The sequence below is a fragment of the Tropicimonas isoalkanivorans genome (assembly GCF_900112335.1).
Lineage (GTDB): Bacteria > Pseudomonadota > Alphaproteobacteria > Rhodobacterales > Rhodobacteraceae > Tropicimonas > Tropicimonas isoalkanivorans.
The window spans coordinates 44,728-64,571 of the sequence record NZ_FOLG01000008.1 but is presented as its reverse complement, the minus strand read 5'-3'; the positions used below and the strand labels follow the sequence as shown (position 1 = coordinate 64,571).

At 70.3% G+C, this 19,844-nt stretch carries 17 protein-coding genes and 1 riboswitch; of the genes, 15 read left to right on the top strand and 2 right to left on the bottom strand.

Going from position 1 to position 19,844, the window contains the following annotated elements; translation table 11 throughout:
• The first annotated feature begins 192 nt into the window (after positions 1-192).
• From BM075_RS13705 to cobM, 6 genes are read left to right on the top strand one after another with little or no spacing between them, the layout of a single operon-like run.
• Complete coding sequence (locus BM075_RS13705; RefSeq protein ID WP_093361263.1) at positions 193-1,335, top strand: sirohydrochlorin chelatase; 1,143 nt, start codon at positions 193-195, stop codon at positions 1,333-1,335.
• Positions 1,332-2,072 (top strand): precorrin-8X methylmutase, encoded by a 741-nt coding sequence (locus BM075_RS13700; RefSeq protein ID WP_093361262.1) that lies wholly within the window; start codon positions 1,332-1,334, stop codon positions 2,070-2,072. The genes BM075_RS13705 and BM075_RS13700 overlap by 4 nt, the downstream gene beginning before the upstream one ends.
• Before the next feature lie 23 nt (positions 2,073-2,095).
• Positions 2,096-3,262 (top strand): precorrin-6y C5,15-methyltransferase (decarboxylating) subunit CbiE, encoded by a 1,167-nt coding sequence (cbiE, locus tag BM075_RS13695; protein WP_093361382.1) that lies wholly within the window; start codon positions 2,096-2,098, stop codon positions 3,260-3,262.
• The gene (gene cobI, locus BM075_RS13690; RefSeq protein WP_093361261.1) at positions 3,259-3,957 is read left to right on the top strand and encodes a precorrin-2 C(20)-methyltransferase; all 699 of its coding nucleotides are present in this window, start codon (positions 3,259-3,261) and stop codon (positions 3,955-3,957) included. The genes cbiE and cobI overlap by 4 nt, the downstream gene beginning before the upstream one ends.
• Complete coding sequence (cobJ, locus tag BM075_RS13685; RefSeq protein WP_093361260.1) at positions 3,950-5,758, top strand: precorrin-3B C(17)-methyltransferase; 1,809 nt, start codon at positions 3,950-3,952, stop codon at positions 5,756-5,758. Before cobI ends, cobJ begins: the two co-directional genes overlap by 8 nt.
• Positions 5,755-6,519 (top strand): precorrin-4 C(11)-methyltransferase, encoded by a 765-nt coding sequence (cobM, locus tag BM075_RS13680; protein ID WP_093361259.1) that lies wholly within the window; start codon positions 5,755-5,757, stop codon positions 6,517-6,519. The genes cobJ and cobM overlap by 4 nt, the downstream gene beginning before the upstream one ends.
• 124 nt (positions 6,520-6,643) lie before the next feature.
• Here cobM and BM075_RS13675 read toward each other — a convergent pair whose 3' ends face one another.
• Both BM075_RS13675 and cobA read right to left on the bottom strand, forming a co-directional pair.
• Positions 6,644-7,933 (bottom strand): cobyrinic acid a,c-diamide synthase CobB, encoded by a 1,290-nt coding sequence (locus BM075_RS13675; RefSeq protein WP_093361258.1) that lies wholly within the window; start codon positions 7,931-7,933, stop codon positions 6,644-6,646.
• On the bottom strand, positions 7,930-8,790 hold the full coding sequence (gene cobA, locus BM075_RS13670; RefSeq protein ID WP_093361381.1) for a uroporphyrinogen-III C-methyltransferase: 861 nt from the start codon (positions 8,788-8,790) through the stop codon (positions 7,930-7,932). Before cobA ends, BM075_RS13675 begins: the two co-directional genes overlap by 4 nt.
• A 187-nt stretch (positions 8,791-8,977) precedes the next feature.
• Between cobA and BM075_RS13665 the strand changes: the two genes are divergently transcribed.
• The 9 genes from BM075_RS13665 to BM075_RS13625 all read left to right on the top strand — a co-directional run bounded on the left by BM075_RS13665 (position 8,978) and on the right by BM075_RS13625 (position 19,756).
• Complete coding sequence (locus BM075_RS13665) at positions 8,978-10,066, top strand: cobalt-precorrin-5B (C(1))-methyltransferase (RefSeq protein WP_093361257.1); 1,089 nt, start codon at positions 8,978-8,980, stop codon at positions 10,064-10,066.
• Positions 10,063-10,827, top strand: a complete 765-nt coding sequence (locus BM075_RS13660; protein ID WP_218152859.1) for a cobalt-precorrin-6A reductase — start codon at positions 10,063-10,065, stop codon at positions 10,825-10,827. Before BM075_RS13665 ends, BM075_RS13660 begins: the two co-directional genes overlap by 4 nt.
• Positions 10,822-11,017, top strand: a riboswitch (cobalamin riboswitch). (Overlaps the previous gene by 6 nt.)
• A gap of 105 nt (positions 11,018-11,122) precedes the next feature.
• Positions 11,123-12,208, top strand: coding sequence for a cobalamin biosynthesis protein CobW (gene cobW, locus BM075_RS13655; protein ID WP_093361255.1), 1,086 nt, complete (start codon positions 11,123-11,125; stop codon positions 12,206-12,208).
• A 194-nt stretch (positions 12,209-12,402) separates the two neighbouring features.
• A complete protein-coding gene (cobN, locus tag BM075_RS13650) occupies positions 12,403-16,212 on the top strand; it encodes a cobaltochelatase subunit CobN (RefSeq protein WP_093361254.1) in 3,810 nt (1,269 codons plus the stop codon).
• A 121-nt stretch (positions 16,213-16,333) separates the two neighbouring features.
• Positions 16,334-16,702 (top strand): CidA/LrgA family protein, encoded by a 369-nt coding sequence (locus BM075_RS13645; RefSeq protein ID WP_093361253.1) that lies wholly within the window; start codon positions 16,334-16,336, stop codon positions 16,700-16,702.
• Entirely contained in the window at positions 16,699-17,415 is a 717-nt protein-coding gene (locus tag BM075_RS13640; protein ID WP_093361252.1) for an LrgB family protein, read from the top strand. Before BM075_RS13645 ends, BM075_RS13640 begins: the two co-directional genes overlap by 4 nt.
• 10 nt (positions 17,416-17,425) lie before the next feature.
• The gene (gene cobO / locus BM075_RS13635; RefSeq protein ID WP_093361251.1) at positions 17,426-18,034 is read left to right on the top strand and encodes a cob(I)yrinic acid a,c-diamide adenosyltransferase; all 609 of its coding nucleotides are present in this window, start codon (positions 17,426-17,428) and stop codon (positions 18,032-18,034) included.
• On the top strand, positions 18,034-18,297 hold the full coding sequence (locus BM075_RS13630) for a YrhK family protein (RefSeq protein ID WP_093361250.1): 264 nt from the start codon (positions 18,034-18,036) through the stop codon (positions 18,295-18,297). The genes cobO and BM075_RS13630 overlap by 1 nt, the downstream gene beginning before the upstream one ends.
• A gap of 1 nt (position 18,298) precedes the next feature.
• Positions 18,299-19,756: a cobyric acid synthase gene (locus BM075_RS13625; RefSeq protein ID WP_093361249.1), complete on the top strand. Its 1,458-nt coding sequence runs from the start codon at positions 18,299-18,301 to the stop codon at positions 19,754-19,756.
• Positions 19,757-19,844: the final 88 nt, after the last annotated feature.

Sequence of the window (19,844 nt, the reverse complement as noted above, 5' to 3'; positions counted from 1 at the left end):
AGGGGACGGGGTGACGATGCCGGAAGGCTGAACGGGAGAGACGCGGCGCCGACCCATGCCGGGGGCGCGGCCGATCATCGTCGGGGCGGCGCCACGCGGCGCCCGCCGCGGCCCCCGTATTGCCGGCGCTGAGCAGCAAGGGAGCCACGTCATGACAGCGACCGAGATTCAAACGACCGCCGGAGGCCCGCGATGAGCAAGATCGGCGTGATGCTGTGCGGGCACGGCTCGCGGTCGCAGGCGGCGGTGGACGAGTTCGCCGTCCTGGCCAAGAAACTGCCGGCGCTGCTGCCCGAAGACTGGATGGTCGACTACGGCTACCTCGAGTTTGCCAACCCCGTCATCCGGGTCGGGCTGGACAACCTCCGTGAGGCGGGCTGCGACCGCATTCTCGCCGTCCCGGGCATGCTCTTCGCGGCCATGCACGCGAAGAACGATATTCCCACCGTGCTGAATGCCTACGCCGCCGAACACGGCATCGGGGTGGAGTACGGCCGCGAACTCGGCGTGAACGCGCGGATGATCGCGGCGGCGGCGGACCGCATCCGCGAGGCGGTGGCGCAGGCCGATGCGGAGCAGGGCGCGGTGCCAGCGCACGAGACCTGCCTCGTGGTGATCGGCCGCGGCGCCTCGGACCCCGACGCCAACGCCAACGTCTCCAAGATCGCACGGATGCTCTGGGAGGGAATGGGCTTCGGCTGGTGCGAGGTCGGCTACTCCGGCGTGACCTTCCCGCTGGTGGAACCGGCGCTGGAGCAGGCCGCGAAGCTCGGTTTCAAACGCTACGTCGTCTTCCCGTACTTCCTCTTCACCGGCATCCTGATCGACCGCATCTACGGCTTCACCGACATGGTGGCGGAGGCCAATCCGCAGGCGCAGTGGGTGAAGGCGGGCTATCTCAACGACCACCCGCAGGTTCTGGAAACCTTCGCCGAGCGCATCACCGAGATCCTCGACGGCGAGACGGCGATGAATTGCTCGCTCTGCAAGTACCGGACGCAGGTGCTGGGCTTCGAAGCCGAAGTGGGCCGGCCGCAGGAGAGCCATCACCACCACGTCGAAGGGCAGGGGGCGAGCGCGCCGGGCTCCAATGTGGAGGACTGCACCCTCTGCGACACCTTCTGCACCGGCGCCTGCCGGCTCGACGCGGGGCATGACCACCACCATGGGCACGACCATCACCACCACGGCCATGACCACCACCACCATCACGACCACGACCATCCCCACGGCCACCATCACGATCACGGCCACGATCACCACCACCCGCCCTATCCCCACGCCGATCACCCGATGGGGCCGGAGAGCGTGCGCAAACACCTGAAGACGGAATGACGCTGGACTACGAACGCGACCCGGCGGCGATTTACCGGCAGAGCTTTGCCACCATCGCGGCGGAGGCCGACCTGTCGGCCCTGCCGGAGGCCGCGCGGCCGATGGCGATCCGGCTGATCCATGCCTGCGGGATGGTGGACATCGCCACCGACCTGCGGGTCTCCGAGGGCGCGGTGGAGGCGGGGCAGGCGGCGTTGGCACGCTTGGGCAGTGAAACGAAGGGCGGGGGCTACCCGGCCCGGGCGCCGGGCGGTGCGGCTGACCTGAGCGATCCCAAACACTCAACCAATCAGGATCTCCGAATCCTACCCATCTTCTGCGACAGCGAAATGGTCGCGCGTGGCATCATCGCCCGCGCCCTTCCCGGCGGCGCCACACCCATCGTCACCCTCAACGACCCAGCCGTGCCGGACCTGGCGAAACGCCGCGGCACCACCCGCTCCGCCGCCGCGACGGAGCTTTGGCGGGAGCGCCTCGCGGGCAGCATCGTCGCCATCGGCAACGCCCCCACCGCGCTTTTCCATTTGCTGGAAGGGCTTGAGCAAGGCTGGCCCCGCCCGGCGTTGATCCTCGGCTTCCCGGTCGGCTTTGTCGGCGCGGCAGAGAGCAAGCAGGCTCTGGCGGAGCGCCCGCACGGCGTCCCTTTCGTCACCCTGCTGGGCCGGCGCGGCGGCTCGGCCATGGCGGCGGCCGCGGTCAACGCGCTCACCCTCGGCCTCCGGGGGGACGGCACGTGACCGCCTGGCTCGACGTCATCGGCATGGGCGAGGACGGTTGGAACGGCCTCTCGCCCGCCGCCCGTGCGCGTCTGCATGCCGCGGAACTCATCGTCACCGGCCCGCGCCTTGCCGACCATCTGCCCGACCTGCCGGCTGAAAAACGCCTCTGGCCCTCGCCCTTTCGCGACCTGGCGGAGGAGCTTGTCGGCTGGCGGGGCAGGCGGGTGGCGGTGCTCGTGACGGGCGATCCCCTGTGGTACTCCGCCGGCGCGCTCTTCCTGCGCCATTTCGCCCCCGAAGAGGTCGCCTATTACCCGCATCTCTCCGCCTTCCAGCTTGCCGCCGCGCGGATGAAATGGAGTCTGGCCGACACGGAAACCCTCACCATCCACGGCCGCCCCGCCGAACAGGCGATCCCCTTCCTTGCGCCCGGCGTTCGCCTGCTGCTGCTGACCCGCGACGGAACCTCGCCCAAGGAGGTCGCAGCCCTGCTCGCGGCGCGCGGCATGGGCGCGAGCCGCCTGACGGTCCTGGCCAACATGGGCGGCGCGAGCGAAACCCGGATCGAGGGCACGGCGGCAGACTGGTCCGCCACCGCGCCGGATCTCCACGTCCTCGCCGTCGACTGCCTCGGCGACCCGGGCGCGGCGATCCTGCCCCGGACGGGCCTGCCCGACGACGCCTTCGAGCACGACGGCCAGCTCACGAAACGCGAGCTTCGCGTGCTGACCCTCGCCGCCCTGGCCCCCCGGCGCGGCCAACTGCTGTGGGACATCGGCACGGGCTGCGGCTCCGTGGCAATCGAATGGATGCGCGCGGACCGGGACATGCGGGCCATCGGCGTGGAGTCCTCCCGCGAACGTCTGGCCCTCGCCGCCGCCAACGCCACCTGCCTCGGCGCGCCTCGGCTCGACCTGCGCGACGGGCGGGCGCCCGACGCATTGGACGGGCTGCCCCAGCCCGATGCGATCTTCATCGGCGGCGGTCTGTCCGATCAGGTGGCGACGCGCGCGCTCGACGCGCTGCCGCCCCACGGCCGCCTCGTCGCCAATGCCGTGACGCTGGAAAGCGAGGCCCTGCTGGGCCGGTTGCACTCCGCCCACGGCGGCACCCTCATCCGGGTCTCGGTCTCTCGCGCCGAACCCGTGGGCAGATTGCGCGGCTTCAAGCCGCTCATGCCCGTCACCCAATGGAGTCTCACGAAATGAGCGGAACCCTCTATGGCCTGGGCCTCGGCCCGGGCGACCCCGAGCTACTGACGCTGAAGGCGCACAGGCTGATCTCGCAGGCGAAGGTCATCGCCTATCCCGCGCCCGACAGCGGCGAGAGCTTCGCCCGGTCCATCGTGGCCGGCTACATCCCCGAGGGCGTGCGCGAGATCCCCATCGTCATACCCATGCGCTCCGAACGTTTTCCCGCGCAGGAGGTCTACGACGCCGCCGCCGAAGACATCGCCTCCGTGCTGGAAACCGGGCAGGACGTCATCGTGCTCTGCGAGGGCGACCCGTTCTTCTACGGCTCCTTCATGTACCTCTTTTCGCGCCTCGCCGACCGCTTCCCCACCGAAGTCGTCCCCGGCGTCTCCTCCCTCGGCGCAGTGACCGCCGCCGCCGGCCTGCCGCTCATCGCCCGCGACGAGGTGCTGACGGTGCTTCCCGCCACGCTGCCCGCCCCCGAGCTGGAGGCGCAGGTGCGCAAGTCCAACGCCGTCGCGATCATGAAACTCGGCCGCCAATTCGCCAAGGTGCGCAGCCTGCTTGAGGGCTTGGGCCTCGCGGACCGGGCCGTTTTCGTTTCCCACGCCTCCCTGCCGGAGCAGATGGCCTGCCCGCTGGCGGAGGCGCCGGAGACGGCCCCGTATTTCTCGATGGTCGTCGTGCCGGGGAGGGACGCACATGTCTGACGCCGCGCCCGTTGTGGTGTCGCTGCTGCCCCATGGCGAGCTGGCCGAACGCATCGCCACCGCGATCGGCGGGCGGGCTGACCTCAAGGGCAGGGATTTCGACGACGTGGGCAGCCACCTGCGCGCCCTCTTTTCCGCCGGACGGCCCGTGGTGGGCATCGCGGCCGCCGGTATCCTGATCCGCTGCCTCGCGCCGCTCCTCGGCGACAAGACGGCCGAGCCGCCCGTGCTGGCCGTGGCGCCCGATGGCTCCGCGGTGGTGCCGCTGCTCGGCGGCCACCGCGGCGCGAACGCGCTGGCGCGGCGCATCGCTCAGGCGCTCGGCACTGCCGCCGCCGTCACGACGGCCGGCGATGTCGCCCTCGGCGTCGCCCTCGACGAGCCGCCCGACGGCTGGCGGCTGGAAAACCCGGAGGACGCCAAGCCGGTCATGGCCGCCCTGCTCGCCGGTGCGCGCGGCCAGCTTTCCGGCGATGCGCCCTGGCTCGCCCCGCTGGCCCAGCAGGGCGCGGTGGACGTCCTGCCCGCCGACCCGGAGGCGCCGGTGGTGCTCAGCGTCGCCGGCGCCGCGCCCCTCATCTACCGCCGCCGCAGCTTCGCTCTCGGCGTCGGCTGCGCCCGTGGCTGCGACCCCGACGAGATGATCGCCCTCGTCGGCAAGGCCCTCGCGGAGGCCGGCATCGCGGCGGGCGAGATCGCCGCCGTCCACTCCATCGACCTCAAGGCCGACGAAGCCGCGATCCACGCGCTCGCCGCTCACCTCGGCGTGCCCGCGCGCTTCCACACACCCGCCCGCCTGGAGGAGGAAGCCCCGCGCCTGGCCAATCCATCGGAGGTGGTCTTCGCCGAAGTCGGCTGTCACGGCGTCGCCGAAGGGGCCGCGCTCGCCGCCGCTGGCCCAGGCGGCTCACTGGAGCTTGCCAAGACCAAGACCGCCAACGCCACCTGCGCCGTGGCCCGCATCACGCCGGGCGGCGCGGAGGGCCAACCGCGCGGCCACCTCGCCGTGGTCGGCATCGGCCCCGGACAGGCCGACTGGCGCACGCCCGAGGCCACCCGCCTCATCGCGGAGGCCGACGAACTGGTGGGCTACGGCTTCTACATCGACCTGCTCGGCCCGGAAGCCCGCGGCCGTATGCGCCGCGATTTCGCCCTGGGCGAGGAGGAGGCCCGCTGCCGCTACGCGCTCGAAGCCGCCGGCGAGGGGCGCCGCGTGGCGCTGATCTGCTCCGGTGACGGCGGAATCTACGCCATGGGCGCGCTGGTCATGGAACTGCTGGACCGCCCCGAAGACGCAGGCGGCGTCACGGCCGCGGCGAAGCGGGTCGCGGTGACACACGCGCCCGGCATCTCCGCGCTGCAGGCCGCCTCGGCCCGTGCCGGCGCGCTTCTGGGGCACGACTTCTGCGCGATTTCGCTCTCGGACCTGCTGACCCCGCGCGACACCATCCTCCAACGCCTCGATGCCGCCGCACGGGGCGACTTCGTCATCGCCTTCTACAACCCCGTCTCCCGCCGCCGCCGCACGCTGCTGGCCCAGGCGCGGGACATCCTGCTCGCCCACCGCCCGGATGACACGCCGGTCCTGCTGGCCCGCAGCCTCGGCCGCCCGGACGAAGACCTGACGCTGCGGCGCCTGGCCGACCTGGACGTCGACGAGGTGGACATGATGACCATCGTCCTCGTCGGCGCCTCGGCCTCGCGGCGCATCCAAAGCGGCGACATCGCCGCCGGCGCGGGAGGCACCTGGATCTACACCCCGCGCGGCTACGCCAAACGCATCGATGGAGAAAGCGCATGACCGTCCATTTCATCGGCGCCGGCCCCGGCGACCCGGACCTCATCACGGTAAAGGGACAAAGGCTGATCGCTTCCTGCCCGGTCTGCCTCTACGCGGGCTCGCTCGTGCCGGAGGCGGTGGTGGCCTGTGCCCCCGAGGGCGCGCGCGTGATCGACACGGCCCCCCTCGCGCTCGACGAGATCGTGGCCGAGATGGAGGCCGCCCACGCGAAAGGGCAGGACGTGGCGCGGGTCCACTCCGGCGACCCCTCGCTCTACGGCGCCATCGCCGAACAGGTCCGCCGCCTGCGCGCGCTCGGCATTCCCTTCGACATCACGCCCGGCGTGCCCGCCTATGCCGCCGCCGCCGCCGCCATGGGGCAGGAGCTGACGATCCCGGAGGTGGCCCAGACCGTGATCCTGACACGGACGGCGATGAAATCCTCCTCCATGCCGGAGGGGGAGGACCTCGCCACCCTCGGCGCCTCCCGCGCGACGCTGGCCATTCACCTGTCGGTCCGCAACCTGCTGGAGATCGAACGCCAGCTCGCGCCGCTCTACGGGGCGGATTGCCCGGTCGTGGTGGCCTACCGCGTCGGCTGGCCGGACCAGACCTTCGTGCGGGGCACGATCGGCGACATCCGGGAGAAGGTCCGCGCCGCCAAGCTCACCCGGACAGCGCTCGTTTTCGTGGGCCGGGTCTTCGAAAATCACGAGTTTCCCGATTCCGCGCTCTACGACGCTGCCCAGCCCCACATCCTGCGGCCCAAACGCCGGGCCTGACGCCGGGACCACGATTTTTCGGCCGAAAAATCGCAGCCGCGCGCCGCAGGCGTGCGGCTTGGCCCAACGGGAGGAGGGGCATCGCCAGATGCCCTGACGACGGGCGGGCGCCCTCCGGCGCCGGTCACCCCGGCCCGATCACATGGGCAAAGCTTCCGCAGACCCGCCCGGCCTGCAGCCCCATCTCCGGCAGCGTCGTGCCCTTGGCGTCCGTCGCGCGAAACAGGCGCTCCGCGGGGCCTTCCTCCACGATTGTCGCATAGTGGAACTCGTGCCCCATCACCGGTCCGTCCCACGGCGCTCCGGGCAGCGGCGCCAGCCGACGGTAGCCGAGCGACAGCCGCCGTTCGGCGAAGGATGTCGTCAGTGGCAGCAGGCCCAGCATCCCGTGCCGCTCCCCCTGCGCGTCGATCAACGCCTCTCCCAGGACCATGAAGCCGCCGCACTCGCCATAGACCCGCGCCCCCCGATCGGCCGCCCGCCGCGTCAGCGTCAGGAATTTGGACGCCGCCGCCAGCCGCCCTGCGTGAAGCTCCGGGTATCCCCCCGGCAGAAACACCGCGTCGGCGAACGGGTCCGGCCCCTTGTTGTCCAGCGGCGAGAACGGCACCACCTGCGCCCCTTGCGCGTGCCAGTCGTTCAGCAGGTGAGGGTAGGTGAACGCAAAGGCCGCATCCCGCGCCACGGCGACGCGGTTGCCGGGCGGCGGCAAGCGGACAGCGTCGCCGGTGCTGGCGGCAAGCGCGCCTGCCGCGTCCACGATCGCCACGAGGTCAAGCGCCGCGTCGACGCGGTCAGCGGCCCCCTCCAGGAAGGACTCCAGCTCCGTCGTCTCCGATGCCTGAACCAGCCCCAGATGCCGCTCGGGCAGGTGCAGGCCGTCCTCGCGCCGCAGCGCGCCGAAGACCGCAATATCGGCGTCGCGCAGCGGGGTGGCCGCCATTTCGCCGTGCGCGTCCGTCCCCGCGCGGTTCAGGATGACCCCGGCCAGCGGCAATTCCGGATGCAGCGCCTGCAACCCCACGGCCGGCAGCAGCGCGGATTGTCCGGTCTTGGCGATGTCGAGCACCAGCACAAGCGGTAGGCCGAGCGCGGCCGCGAGGTCCGCCGCCGAGCCGCGCCCGTCGCGCCCCGCGTCGAGCACACCCATCGCCGCCTCCACCACGAGCAACGCGCCCCCTTGCGCCGCTGCCCGCGCCCGAAGCGTGTCCGGCGACATGGCCCAGGCATCGAGGTTGACGGAGGGGGCGCCGCAAGCGGCTTCGTGAAACGCGGGGTCGATGTAATCCGGTCCGCTCTTGGCCGCGCGCACGTCCACGCCGCGCCGCTTCAGGGCCCTGAGGAGCCCGAGCGTCACCGTGGTCTTGCCGGCCCCCGAACTCGGGGCGGCGATCACGAAGCCCCGCGCGCTCATGACGCTTCGGCGGCGCCTCCGCGCTGGAGCGGATCGAGGTCCCGGGGCGGCTCGCCGCGCAGCTGGCCCAGCCAGTCGATGGACTTGCGCATCTCGACCACGCTCCCAAGGCAGACGATTGCGGGCGCCTCCATTCCGTGCCGCTCCGCATCCACGGCGGCCGCGCCGAGCGTGGTTTCCAGCACGCGCATCTGCGGCAGCGTGGCGTTGGAAACGATGGCGACGGATTCGGCCGCGTTCCGGCCAGCGGCCATCAACTCGTCGGCGATGCGGGGCAGGTGCTTGATCGCCATGTACATCACGATCACCGGGCTGCCCTTGGCCAGTGCCTCCCAGTTGATCTCGGTCGGCGTGAGGCCAGTCTGGTCGTGGCCGGTCAGAAAGGTGACGGTGTGGTTGACGTCGCGATGCGTCACCGGGATGCCGGCATGGGCCAGCCCGCCGATTCCAGCGGTGATGCCGGGCGTCACCCGGAACGGCACCCCGGCGCGGACCAGCGTCTGCGCCTCCTCGCCGCCACGGCCGAACACGAACGGATCGCCCCCCTTCAGCCGCAGCACGCGCTGGCCCTGACGCGACAGCTCGATCAGCCGGAGCGAGATGTCCCGCTGCTTGGCCGACGGCTTGCCGCCCCGCTTGCCGGCATATTCCAGCCGCGTCCCCGGGCGCCGCCAGTCCAGTATGCGCGTGTTGACCAGAGCGTCATGCACGATCACGTCGGCCTGCTGCAGCGCATGGAGCGCCTCCAGCGTCAGCAGCCCCGGCTCTCCGGGGCCAGCACCCACCAGCCAGACGAGGCCAGGTGGAAAGGCGGGCCAGTCATGCGGCGGCAGGGCGATATGGGGCGTGTCGATCATGGCGCGCACCATATCCGCGCCGCGCGGCAATGGCGAGACGGTCGGGGCGCGGTATTCTGCCCTGAGGTGATTTCGGCGCATGGCTCCCCTGCGACATCTTGCGTCCTACGCATGGCTTCGGTCCGGCCCGCCGCCGCCTCGCACTTCGCCCTGTCGCAGTCGGCCCCTCCCGCGCTATACCCCCGCCATGACGCGTATCCCCGAGGGCCCCCTGCGGACCGGATTCACCACCGGCGCCTGCGCCACCGCGGCGGCGGCGGCGGCCTGCGGCGCGCTGCTCACGGGGGAATGGGCCGACCCGGTGGAGATCACCCTGCCGCGCGGGCAGCGCGTGGCCTTCCCACTCTCGGAGCGGGACATCGGAGAAGGCTGGGCGCGGGCCGTGGTGGTGAAGGATGCCGGCGACGACCCGGACGTCACCCACGGCGCCCGGATCACCGCAACGCTGCGGCACGGCGCAGCCGGGCAGGGGATCGTCCTGCGCGGCGGCGAGGGCGTGGGTACCGTCACCCGGCCCGGTCTGCCGGTCCCGGTCGGAGAGCCCGCAATCAACCCGGTGCCGCGCCAGATGATCACCCAGGCGCTGACCCATCTCGCCGATGCCCGGGGCGTCCCGCCCGATTTCGACGTCGAAATCTCCGTCCCCGGCGGCGCGGCGCTGGCGGAGCAGACGTGGAACCCCCGCCTCGGCATCGTCGGCGGGCTGTCCATCCTCGGCACCACGGGTATCGTCCGCCCGTTTTCCTGCGCCGCCTGGATCGCCTCCATCCATCGCGGCATCGACGTGGCGCGCGCCGCCGGCCTCCCCCACGTCGTCGGCTCCACCGGCGCGACCTCCGAAAAGGTCGCCCAGCAGCACTTCGGCCTGCCGGATCATGCCATGCTCGACATGGGCGACTTCGCCGGGGGCATGCTGAAATACCTCGCCCGCCACCCCGTTCCGCGTGTCACCGTCGCCGGCGGGTTCGGCAAGCTGACCAAGCTCGCGCAAGGCGCGATGGACCTGCACTCGGCCCGCAGCCAGGTGGACTTCGACCGGCTGGCCGAAACCGCATCCACCCTCGGCGCCGACCGTTCCGCCATCGCCGCCTGCAACACAGCAAGCCAGGCCCTGTCTCTCGTCGGCCCGCCCCTCGCCATGGCCATCGCCGAGGCCGCGCGGGACCGGGCGGCGGCGGTGACGGCGGGGAAGGGCATCGCGGTCGACGTGCTGATGATCGACCGGGCGGGAAATCTCGTGGCGCTGGCCGACGCAAACGGGGCGCGCGCATCGTGACGAAACGCGTGATGATTCTCGGCGGCACCACCGAAGCGCGCGAACTGGCCGAATTCCTCGTCTCACGCGGCGTCGAGGTCCTGATCTCACTCTCCGGCGCAACCGAACGCCCCGCCGACTTGCCCGGCACGATCCGCCGCGGCGGGTTCGGCGGCCCACAGGGGATGGCCGCCGTCCTTGCGGAGCACCGCATTGCGGCCCTGGTCGACGCCACGCACCCCTTCGCCGCCCGGATCACCGCCAACGCGGTCTGGGCGGCCGACACGGCGGACTGCCCGCTGCTGCTGCTGCGCCGGCCCCCGTGGGTCGCGCCACCGGGGGCGGACTGGCGGCACTTCGACACCCTCCCGGCCGCCGTGGAGGCGTTGCCGCACGGGGCCTGCGCCCTGATGGCGACCGGGTCCGGCTCTGCGCCCGCGTTGGCGGGGCGCAGCGACGTGCGGTTCATCCTGCGCTCCATCGAGCCGGTGCCGGGCCTGCCGCCCCATGCCACCAACATCCTCGCCCGCCCGCCGTTTCCCATGGAGGCGGAACGCGAGCTTCTGATCGAGCACGGCATCTCGCACCTCGTCACCCGCAACTCCGGCGGCCAGAGTGGAACGGCAAAGCTCCGGGCGGCTGCGGACCTCGACCTGCGCGTCTTCGTGGTCGACCGGCCCCCACCGCCGGAAGGGGCGGAGACCGCCGAAACGGTCCCGTCCGCGCTGGACTGGCTCGCGGCGTTGCACTTGCTTGACACTCCGTCCGACCGGACCCCATAACCGGCGCCACGAGGTTCCCGGACCCGTCCGGGCGAAGAGGGAATGCGAAAGGGGCCACGCGCTCCGAACCGCAGCCGCCCCCGCGACTGTATGCGGCGAGCAGGCCCCCAGCCACTGGCGTGCGCGCCGGGAAGGCCGGGGCCGGCCACGACCCGCGAGCCAGGAGACCTGCCTCGTGCCGCCGGCGCAGCCGGTGCGGGATGCGGGTTCGGGCGGGGTGCCCCGGAGCCGCGCCGGCCCAATGGTCGCCCGCGCGAGCCGAGCATCCGCCAGTTTGTCGCAAGGAGCCCCGCGCATGGCGCAGAAGATTCCCGCAACCGTCGTCACCGGCTTTCTCGGCGCCGGAAAAACGACGCTGATCCGTCACTTGCTGAACAACGCCAACGGCAAACGGATCGCCCTCATCATCAACGAATTCGGCGATCTCGGTGTGGACGGCGAGATCCTGCGCGGTTGCGGCATCGAAAACTGCCGCGACGACGACGTGGTCGAGCTGTCCAACGGCTGCATCTGCTGCACTGTGGCCGAGGACTTCCTGCCCGCCATGCAAAAGCTGGTGGAGCGCCCCGACGCGCCCGATCACATCGTCATCGAAACCTCGGGCCTCGCCCTGCCGCAGCCGCTGGTCCGTGCCTTTAACTGGCCCGATATCCGCACCCGCGTGACGGTGGACGGCGTGGTTGCCGTGGTCGACGGCCCGGCGCTCTCCGAAGGCCGGTTCGCCGCCAACGAGGCCGCCGTGGACGCCCAGCGCGAGGCCGACGACACCATCGACCACGAGACGCCCCTGTCGGAGCTCTTCGAGGATCAACTCGCCTGCGCCGATATGGTCGTGGTGAACAAGGCGGACCTTCTGGGCAGTGCCGCTGCCGAAGCGCTGGCAACGAAACTGCGGTCTGAGGTGCGGGCCGGCGTGTCCGTGCTGCACTCCGAAATGGGGGCCGTGGACGCAGCTATCCTGCTCGGGCTCGGCGTGGGCGCTGAAGACGACATGGACGGCCGCCACGAGGTGCATCACCACCACCATCACCACGATGACGACGACGATGATGACCACGACGACGATGACCACGATCACGAACATGCGCACGGCCATGACGAGTTCGAGAGCTTTGTCGTCTCGCGCCCGGAAATTGCCGATCCGGCCGCCTTCGCGGAGCGCGTGGCCGAAGTGATCCGCACCCACGACATCCTGCGCCTCAAGGGCTTCGCGGCGGTGTCGGGCAAGCCGATGCGGCTGACCGTGCAGGCCGTTGGCCCGCGCATCGACAGCTATTTCGACCGCCCCTTCACGGCCGGCGAGCCGCGCGAGACGCGTCTGGTCGTGATCGGCCAGGCAGGGCTGGACCGCGCGGCGATCGAAAAGGCCCTCGTGGCGTGAGACGCCGGGCATCCCCGGCATCCCTGTTTTTCGACGGGAGCGGCGTTCGCCGCTCCGGCTGTCGGCTGGAATGCGTGCATTGCAATATATATAAATTACAAGGGGTTGAGCATGTCCCATCGTGAGACACCCTCTCGCCGCGCCCGTCCTGTCCCGGTCGCCGACCCCGTCCTCCGCCCCGCCGGAGCCGCCTGATGCACCTCCTCGCCGCCATCCCCGGCCAGGTCTCCGACGGCTCCGAACCGGTCGACCCCGGCCAGACCCCGGCCGACGTGATCTTCCTCTCCGCCGCGGACACCGAACTCGCCGCCCTGTCGGAGGCCCGCCAAGTCCTGGGCGACGCCGCGCCAGACCTCCGGCTCGCCAACCTCGGCTGGCTGTCGCATCCGTTCTCCGTCGACAAATATATCGAGGACACCGCCGAGCGCTCCCGCCTCGTCATCGCCCGCGTCCTCGGCGGCGCCGCCTACTGGCAGTACGCGGTGGAGCAGCTGTCCGCCCGCCTGCGCGCCGCCGGCGTGGCCCTCGCCCTCCTGCCGGGAGACGACAAACCGGACCCGGAACTGCTCCAGCTCTCCACCGTCCCGGCGGAGGATTGGCACGCCCTCTGGTCCTACTGCGTCGAGGGCGGCCCCGAAAACGCCGCCAACCTGTTGCGCCTGACTCGGCACATGCTCGGCACAGGCGACCGCCCCGCCGCACCCGAGCCGCTGTTGCGCGCCGGATTCTACTGGCCCGGCGAAACCCGTGCCGACCTCTCGACGCTGCGCAAGCACTGGACCGAAGGCGCCCCGGTCGCGGCGGTCACCTTCTACCGGGCGCTGGTTCAGGGCGCCGGTCTGCACCCGGTCAACCAGCTCGTGAAGGCGCTCCTGCGGCGCGGGCTGAACCCGCTGCCCGTCTTCGTCGCCTCCCTGAAAGACCCGGTGTCAGTCGCCACGCTGGAAGGGATCTTCGCGGAGGCGCCGCCATCCGTGGTCCTGAACGCCACCAGCTTCGCCGTTTCCTCCCCGGACCCCGCAGCATGGACCAATGGCCGCGAACCGACTGTTCTGGACGCACCCGGAGCGCCCGTTCTCCAGGTCGTCCTCTCCGGCGGTGCCGAGGAAACCTGGGCCGAGAGCGACCGCGGACTGTCAGCCCGGGACATCGCGATGAACGTGGCGTTGCCGGAAGTCGACGGCCGGATCCTGTCCCGCGCCGTCAGCTTCAAGGCCCAGGCCTATTTCGACGACGCCACCCAATGCGCTATCGCCGCCTACCGCGCCCGCGGCGACCGGGTGCAGTTCGTGGCCGACCTTGCCGCCAACTGGGCCAACCTCGGGCGCAAGGCGACAGCGGACCGGCGGGTGGCGCTCATTCTCGCGAACTACCCCAACAAGGACGGTCGCCTCGCCAACGGCGTGGGGCTCGATACGCCGGCAGCAACCGTGGGCGTGCTAAAGTCGCTGAGCGACGCCAGGTATCGTGTCGAGACCGCGCCCTCGACGTCCGAAGAGCTGATGGCCGCCGTCCTCGCTGGCCCGACCAACTGGCTGACCGACCGTGCCGAGCGGAAGGGCGGCGAGCGGCTCTCGCTTGCCGACTACCGCCTCGCGTACGATACGCTGCAGCTGGACGTGCGCGCCCAGGTGGAGGACCGCTGGGGCCCCCCGGAGGGCGATCCCTTCTGCGACGGTGAGGCCTTTGCCCTGTCCATCCTCCGCTTCGGCAACGTGGTAGTCGGCGTGCAACCGGCGCGCGGCTACAACATCGACCCGACGGACACCTACCACGCCCCGGACCTCGTGCCGCCTCACAACTACCTCGCCTTCTACTTCTGGCTTCGGTTCAATTTCGGTGTGGATGCCATTGTTCACATGGGAAAACACGGCAACCTGGAGTGGCTTCCCGGCAAGGCGGTTGGCCTGTCCCAAACCTGCTTCCCGGAGGTCGCGCTCGGGCCGCTGCCCCATGTGTACCCCTTTATCGTCAACGACCCCGGGGAAGGCACGCAGGCGAAACGGCGGGCGCAGGCGGTGATCGTCGACCACCTGACGCCGCCGCTGACACGTGCCGAAAGCTACGGGCCGATGCGGGAACTGGAAGTGTTGGTGGACGAATACTACCAGGCCGCGGGCGTGGACGCGCGGAGGATCGACTACCTCCGTGGAGAGATCCTGTCGCTGATGGAGGCGACCGGGCTCGGCGCCGACGCGGGTGTGGTCGAGGCCGACGACACCGACAGCCGGCTGCAGAAGATCGACGCCTATCTTTGCGAGTTGAAGGAAAGCCAGATCCGCGATGGGCTGCACGTGTTCGGCCAGTCGCCGGAGGGGAGGCTGGCGCGCGACCTGATCGTCGCTTTGACACGCGTGCAACGCGGAGACGGGGCGGGGGGCAACGCCTCCATTATCCGGGCGCTGGCCCGGGACTTCGAGATGGCGTTCGATCCTCTGGATTGTGAGCTGGCGGCGCCTTGGGAGGGACCTCGGCCGCAGGCGCTGGTGGAGTTGGACGTTTCGCCTGCTGACGCAGTCGACCCGCAGGGGCGGGGGGCGGGCGCGCGCAGCGCGCCCGCCCCCCGCCCCCCCTCGCGATCTCCGTCAGGAGAGCGCAACCCCTGGCGGAGCGCGGGCGACACTGTCGAGCGCCTCGAGGTCTTTGCCGCCCGCATGGTGGAGGGCGAGGTGGCTGCACCGGGGCCGGCCTCCGCGGCTATCATGTCGGAGATCGATGGCCACGTGAGGCCAGCCGTCGAGCGCTCCGGACGGGATGAGATGGGCGGGCTTCTGACTGCACTGGACGGTCGTTTCTTGTCGCCCGGACCGTCGGGCGCGCCCACGCGCGGCCGGTTGGACGTCCTGCCCACGGGGCGCAACTTCTTCTCGGTCGACAGTCGCGCCATCCCGACTCGCGCGGCCTGGGAGCTTGGCTGGAAGTCCGCCGCCCGGTTGATCGACCGGCACCTGCAGGACAACGGCGACTGGCCGCGCGCCCTCGCGCTCACCGCGTGGGGCACGTCGAACATGCGCACCGGCGGGGACGACATTGCGCAGGCGCTGGCGCTGATGGGGGCGAAGCCGACGTGGGATGCGATGTCCGGCCGTGTCACGGGGTTCGAGATCCTGCCTGCGAGCGTGCTCGGCCGCCCGCGCGTGGATGTGACCCTCAGGGTCTCAGGCTTCTTCCGGGATGCGTTCCCGGCGCAGGTGGACCTCGTGGCATCGGCCGCCCGCGCGATCATGCGACTTGACGAGCCGGAGGCGGACAATCCGGCCGCCGCCCGGTTCCGCCGGGAGGCGGGCGAGGTGGGGGAGGCGCGCGCGGCCTACCGAGTCTTCGGCTCGAAGCCGGGTGCCTATGGCGCGGGCTTGCAGGCGATGATCGACGAGCGGCTCTGGACCGACAAGGGCGATCTGGCCGACGCCTACCTGACATGGGGCGGCTACGCCTATGGCGAGGGAGCTGAGGGCGCGGCGGCGAAGGCGGATCTTTCGGCGCGGCTCGGGCTGGTGGAGGCGGTGGTCCAGAACCAGGACAACCGCGAACACGACCTGCTGGACAGCGACGACTACTACCAGTTCGAAGGCGGCATGGCGGCCACGGTGGAGCACCTGCGGGGCGCGGCGCCGACGGTGTATCACAACGACCATTCGCGGCCGGAGCGCCCGGTGATCCGGACCCTGGACGAGGAAATCGGCCGCGTGGTGCGGGCGAGGGCGGCGAACCCCAAGTGGATCGCGGGCGTCAAGCGGCATGGGTACAAGGGCGCGTTCGAGATCGCGGCGACGGTGGACTACCTCTTTGCCTTTGCCGCCACCACGGGGGCGGTTCGCGACCACCACTTCGACCTGGTTTACGATGCCTACCTGGAGGACGACGCCACGCGTGACTTCATCGCCGAGGCCAACGCGCCTGCGCTGCGCGAAATCGCCGAGCGGTTTCAGGAGGCGATCGACCGGGGCCTCTGGGCGCCGCGCTCCAATTCGGCGCGGGCACGCTTGGCGGAGATGACGGCGTGACGGGCGGTCATCGTTTGTCTGTGGCCGGATGCGTCGCTGCGGTGCCGCGTGCCAACCGGTCCTACGGACGCGTGCAAGGAGATGACCGAATGATCGTCATGCCATCCGGGGAGCGCAAAGCATGATCTGGGCGTTGGTGCTATTGCTCGGTTGCCAATTGGCCGGTGAATCCGTCGCGCGGCTCTTCGCCATTCCATTGCCCGGGCCGGTGCTGGGCATGGCGCTCATGTTGCTCCTGCTGGTCGTGCGGCCACGCATCTATGAGGTCGTGGCGCCGACGGGGCAGACGATCCTTGCAAACCTGTCGCTGCTCTTCGTGCCCGCGGGGGTGGGTGTGGTGGCGCACCTGGATACGCTTGGCCGCTACGGGATCGGGCTGCTTGCGGCGCTGGTGGTGAGTACCGTGCTGGCCCTGGCTGCGGGCGTTCTGACCTTCCGCCTCGTCGCGCGGGCGATGGGGCAGGGGCCGGACGGAGGGCGTGCGCCGTGAGTGACCTGACCGACCTTTGGATCTATCTCAGCGCCGGGCCGCTGCTCTGGCTGACGGCGACGGTGCTGGCCTATGCCATCGGGGACGCCGCCTTTCGGGCCGCTGGCCGCTCGCCGTGGGTCAATCCCGTGCTGGTCGCGGTGGCGCTGCTTTCGGCAACGCTCTGGAGCACCGGGACGCCCTACCAGACCTATTTCGGCGGGGCGCAGTTCGTGCACTTCCTGCTTGGCCCGGCCACCGTGGCCCTTGCCCTTCCGCTCTGGGCCAATCGCGGGCTGCTACGGAGTGCTGCGTTGCCGATGGTGGCGGCGCTGCTGGTGGGCTCGCTCGTGGCCATGCTCTCGGCGGTGGCGGTGGGGTGGGCCTTTGGGCTGCGCGGCGCGGTGCTGCTGTCGCTCGTGCCGAAGTCCGCGACGTCCCCCGTGGCGCTCGGCGTCTCCGAGGTGATCGGTGGCCTGCCGACGCTGACGGCGGCCCTGGTGATCCTGACCGGGATCATCGGCGCGGTCGTGGTGACGCCCCTTTACAATGCGCTCGGCATCACCGACTGGCGCGCACGTGGCTTCGCGACCGGAGTCGCCGCCCACGGGATCGGCACCGCACGCGCCTTCCAGGTACATGAAACCGCCGGCGCCTTTGCCGGCATCGGGATGGGGCTCAACGCGCTGCTGACCGCCCTTCTGGCGCCCCTGATCGCCAGATGGCTGTTCTGAGGAGAATGAGATGACGGACGATACCGAACGCCACAACGCCAAGATGGCCAAGAAGAAGGCCGCGCGCGACAAGATCATGGCCACGAAGACGGAGGAAAAGGGCCTGATCGTCGTCCATACCGGAAAGGGCAAGGGCAAGAGTTCGGCCGCCTTCGGGATGATATTTCGCTGCATCGCCCACGGGATGCCCTGTGCCGTGGTGCAGTTCATCAAGGGCGGCATGGAGACGGGAGAACGCACGCTGATCCAGACCCATTTCGCAGACGCCTGTCCGTTCTATGCCATGGGCGAGGGGTTCACGTGGGAAACGCAGGACAAGTCCCGCGATATGGAGATGGCGGCGGCGGCCTGGGAAAAGGCGAAGGAGCTGATCAAGGATGAGCGCAACCGTATGGTCCTGCTCGACGAGATCAACATTGCGCTGCGCTATGGGTATCTCGACATTGACGAAGTCGTCGCCTTCCTCAAGGAGAAGAAGCCGCCGATGACCCACGTGGTCCTGACGGGCCGCAATGCGAAGGAGGAGCTTCTGGAGATCGCGGACCTCGCGACGGAGATGGAGCTGTTGAAGCACCCGTTCCGATCCGGGGTGAAGGCGCAGGCCGGGGTGGAGTTCTGATGTTCAACCCCAAGCTCTTCGATGCAACGCCGCTGCACCTGAGGGTCTATCACTTCTACGAGAAACTCTACACGACGATCGATCTGGCGGCTGCGCTGTGTTTCGTTGTCGGAAGCGTGATGTTCTTTTTCGAGGCGTGGCAGATCCAAGGGACGTGGCTGTTCCTGATCGGCTCGATCTTCTTCGCGGCGCGGCCGATGGTGCGGTTCATGCGGGAATTCCACCTGGCGCAGTTGCCGCTGCCCTCGGACGATACGGCCTGACATGCGCGCGCTGATGGTGCAGGGGGCCGGCTCGAATGTCGGCAAATCGCTGCTGGTCGCGGGGCTGGCGCGGGCCTATCGGCGGCGGGGGCTGGAGGTGCGACCGTTCAAGCCGCAGAACATGTCGAACAACGCCGCCGTGACGGCGGACGGGGGGGAAATCGGCCGGGCACAGGCATTGCAGGCGCTGGCCTGCGGGGTGGAACCGGTGACCGACATGAACCCCGTGTTGCTGAAGCCGGAGACGGAGACCGGCGCGCAGGTGGTGGTGCAAGGGCGGCGGGTCGACACGGTGCGGGCGCGCGACTACGCGGCGTTGAAGCCGAAGCTAATGGCGCCGGTGCTGGAGAGCTTTAACCGGCTGGGCAAGCAGGCGGACCTCGTTCTGGTGGAGGGGGCGGGCAGCCCGGCAGAGGTGAACCTGCGGGCAGGCGACATCGCCAACATGGGGTTCGCGCGGGCCGCAGGTGTGCCGGTGCTGCTGGTGGGCGACATCGACCGGGGCGGCGTCATCGCACAGATCGTCGGAACCAAGGCGGTCATCGACCGAGAGGATGCCGACCTGATTTGCGGCTTCGCGATCAACAAGTTCCGCGGCGATCCTCGCCTGTTCGATGAAGGGTATCGGCTGATTGCGGAGCGGACGGGATGGCACGGCTTTGGCGTGGTGCCCTGGTTCGAGGGCGCCCACCGACTGCCGGCGGAGGATGCACTGGACCTCAGGACCCAGAACCGGGATGGCAGTTTTCACGTCGTGTGCCCGGTGCTGTCGCGGATCGCCAATTTCGACGACCTGGACCCGCTGGGCGCCGAACCTGGCGTGCGGCTGACGATGGTACGCGGCGGCGCGCCGCTGCCCGGGGACGCCGATCTGGTGATCCTGCCCGGCACCAAGTCCACCCGGGGCGATCTTGCCTATTTGCGCGCGCAGGGGTGGGATGTCGACTTGGCGGCGCATGTCCGGAGGGGCGGCTTCGTGCTCGGCCTGTGCGGCGGCTACCAGATGCTTGGTCGCCGGATCGTGGATGCCGAGGGCCTGGAAGGGCCTCCGGGGGAGACCGAGGGTCTGGGTTTATTGGATATCGTGACTGAGATGGTGCCGGAGAAGCAGCTGACACGGGTTTCGGCGCGGCATGTGGGGTCGGGAACGGACTTTTCCGGCTACGAGATCCACATCGGCCGGAGCGACGGGGCGGACCGGGCGCGGCCCTTCGCGCAGGTGGAGGGGCGCGACGAGGGCGCGATATCTCCCGATGGACGGATCATGGGCAGCTACCTCCACGGCTTGTTTGCCTCAAACGGGTTCCGCGCGGCCTTTCTAGAGGGGCTCGGTGGGATTGCGTCGGGGCTGGATCACGGGGCCGTTGTGGAGGGGGCGCTCGACGATCTGGCGGCGCATCTGGAGGCGCACATGGACCTGGATGCACTGTTGCAGGCGGCCCGCCATGTAATGGAGTGATCCGCCGTGTGGCGGCGTCGGATGCCTCCGGCGGGGATATTTTTTGACACAAGAAGACGCGCGAAGCGCATCACTGGTGGGCTGGTGC

Bases quoted from the DNA above. Each gene is read 5' to 3' on its own strand.
- BM075_RS13705 (WP_093361263.1), top strand. From the start codon at position 193: ATGAGCAAGATCGGCGTGATGCTGTGCGGGCACGGCTCGCGGTCGCAG.
- BM075_RS13700 (WP_093361262.1), top strand. From the start codon at position 1,332: ATGACGCTGGACTACGAACGCGACCCGGCGGCGATTTACCGGCAGAGC.
- cbiE (WP_093361382.1), top strand. From the start codon at position 2,096: ATGGGCGAGGACGGTTGGAACGGCCTCTCGCCCGCCGCCCGTGCGCGT.
- cobI (WP_093361261.1), top strand. From the start codon at position 3,259: ATGAGCGGAACCCTCTATGGCCTGGGCCTCGGCCCGGGCGACCCCGAG.
- cobJ (WP_093361260.1), top strand. From the start codon at position 3,950: ATGTCTGACGCCGCGCCCGTTGTGGTGTCGCTGCTGCCCCATGGCGAG.
- cobM (WP_093361259.1), top strand. From the start codon at position 5,755: ATGACCGTCCATTTCATCGGCGCCGGCCCCGGCGACCCGGACCTCATC.
- BM075_RS13675 (WP_093361258.1), bottom strand. From the start codon at position 7,933: ATGAGCGCGCGGGGCTTCGTGATCGCCGCCCCGAGTTCGGGGGCCGGC.
- cobA (WP_093361381.1), bottom strand. From the start codon at position 8,790: ATGATCGACACGCCCCATATCGCCCTGCCGCCGCATGACTGGCCCGCC.
- BM075_RS13665 (WP_093361257.1), top strand. From the start codon at position 8,978: ATGACGCGTATCCCCGAGGGCCCCCTGCGGACCGGATTCACCACCGGC.
- cobW (WP_093361255.1), top strand. From the start codon at position 11,123: ATGGCGCAGAAGATTCCCGCAACCGTCGTCACCGGCTTTCTCGGCGCC.
- cobN (WP_093361254.1), top strand. From the start codon at position 12,403: ATGCACCTCCTCGCCGCCATCCCCGGCCAGGTCTCCGACGGCTCCGAA.
- BM075_RS13645 (WP_093361253.1), top strand. From the start codon at position 16,334: ATGATCTGGGCGTTGGTGCTATTGCTCGGTTGCCAATTGGCCGGTGAA.
- cobO (WP_093361251.1), top strand. From the start codon at position 17,426: ATGACGGACGATACCGAACGCCACAACGCCAAGATGGCCAAGAAGAAG.
- BM075_RS13630 (WP_093361250.1), top strand. From the start codon at position 18,034: ATGTTCAACCCCAAGCTCTTCGATGCAACGCCGCTGCACCTGAGGGTC.
- BM075_RS13625 (WP_093361249.1), top strand. From the start codon at position 18,299: ATGCGCGCGCTGATGGTGCAGGGGGCCGGCTCGAATGTCGGCAAATCG.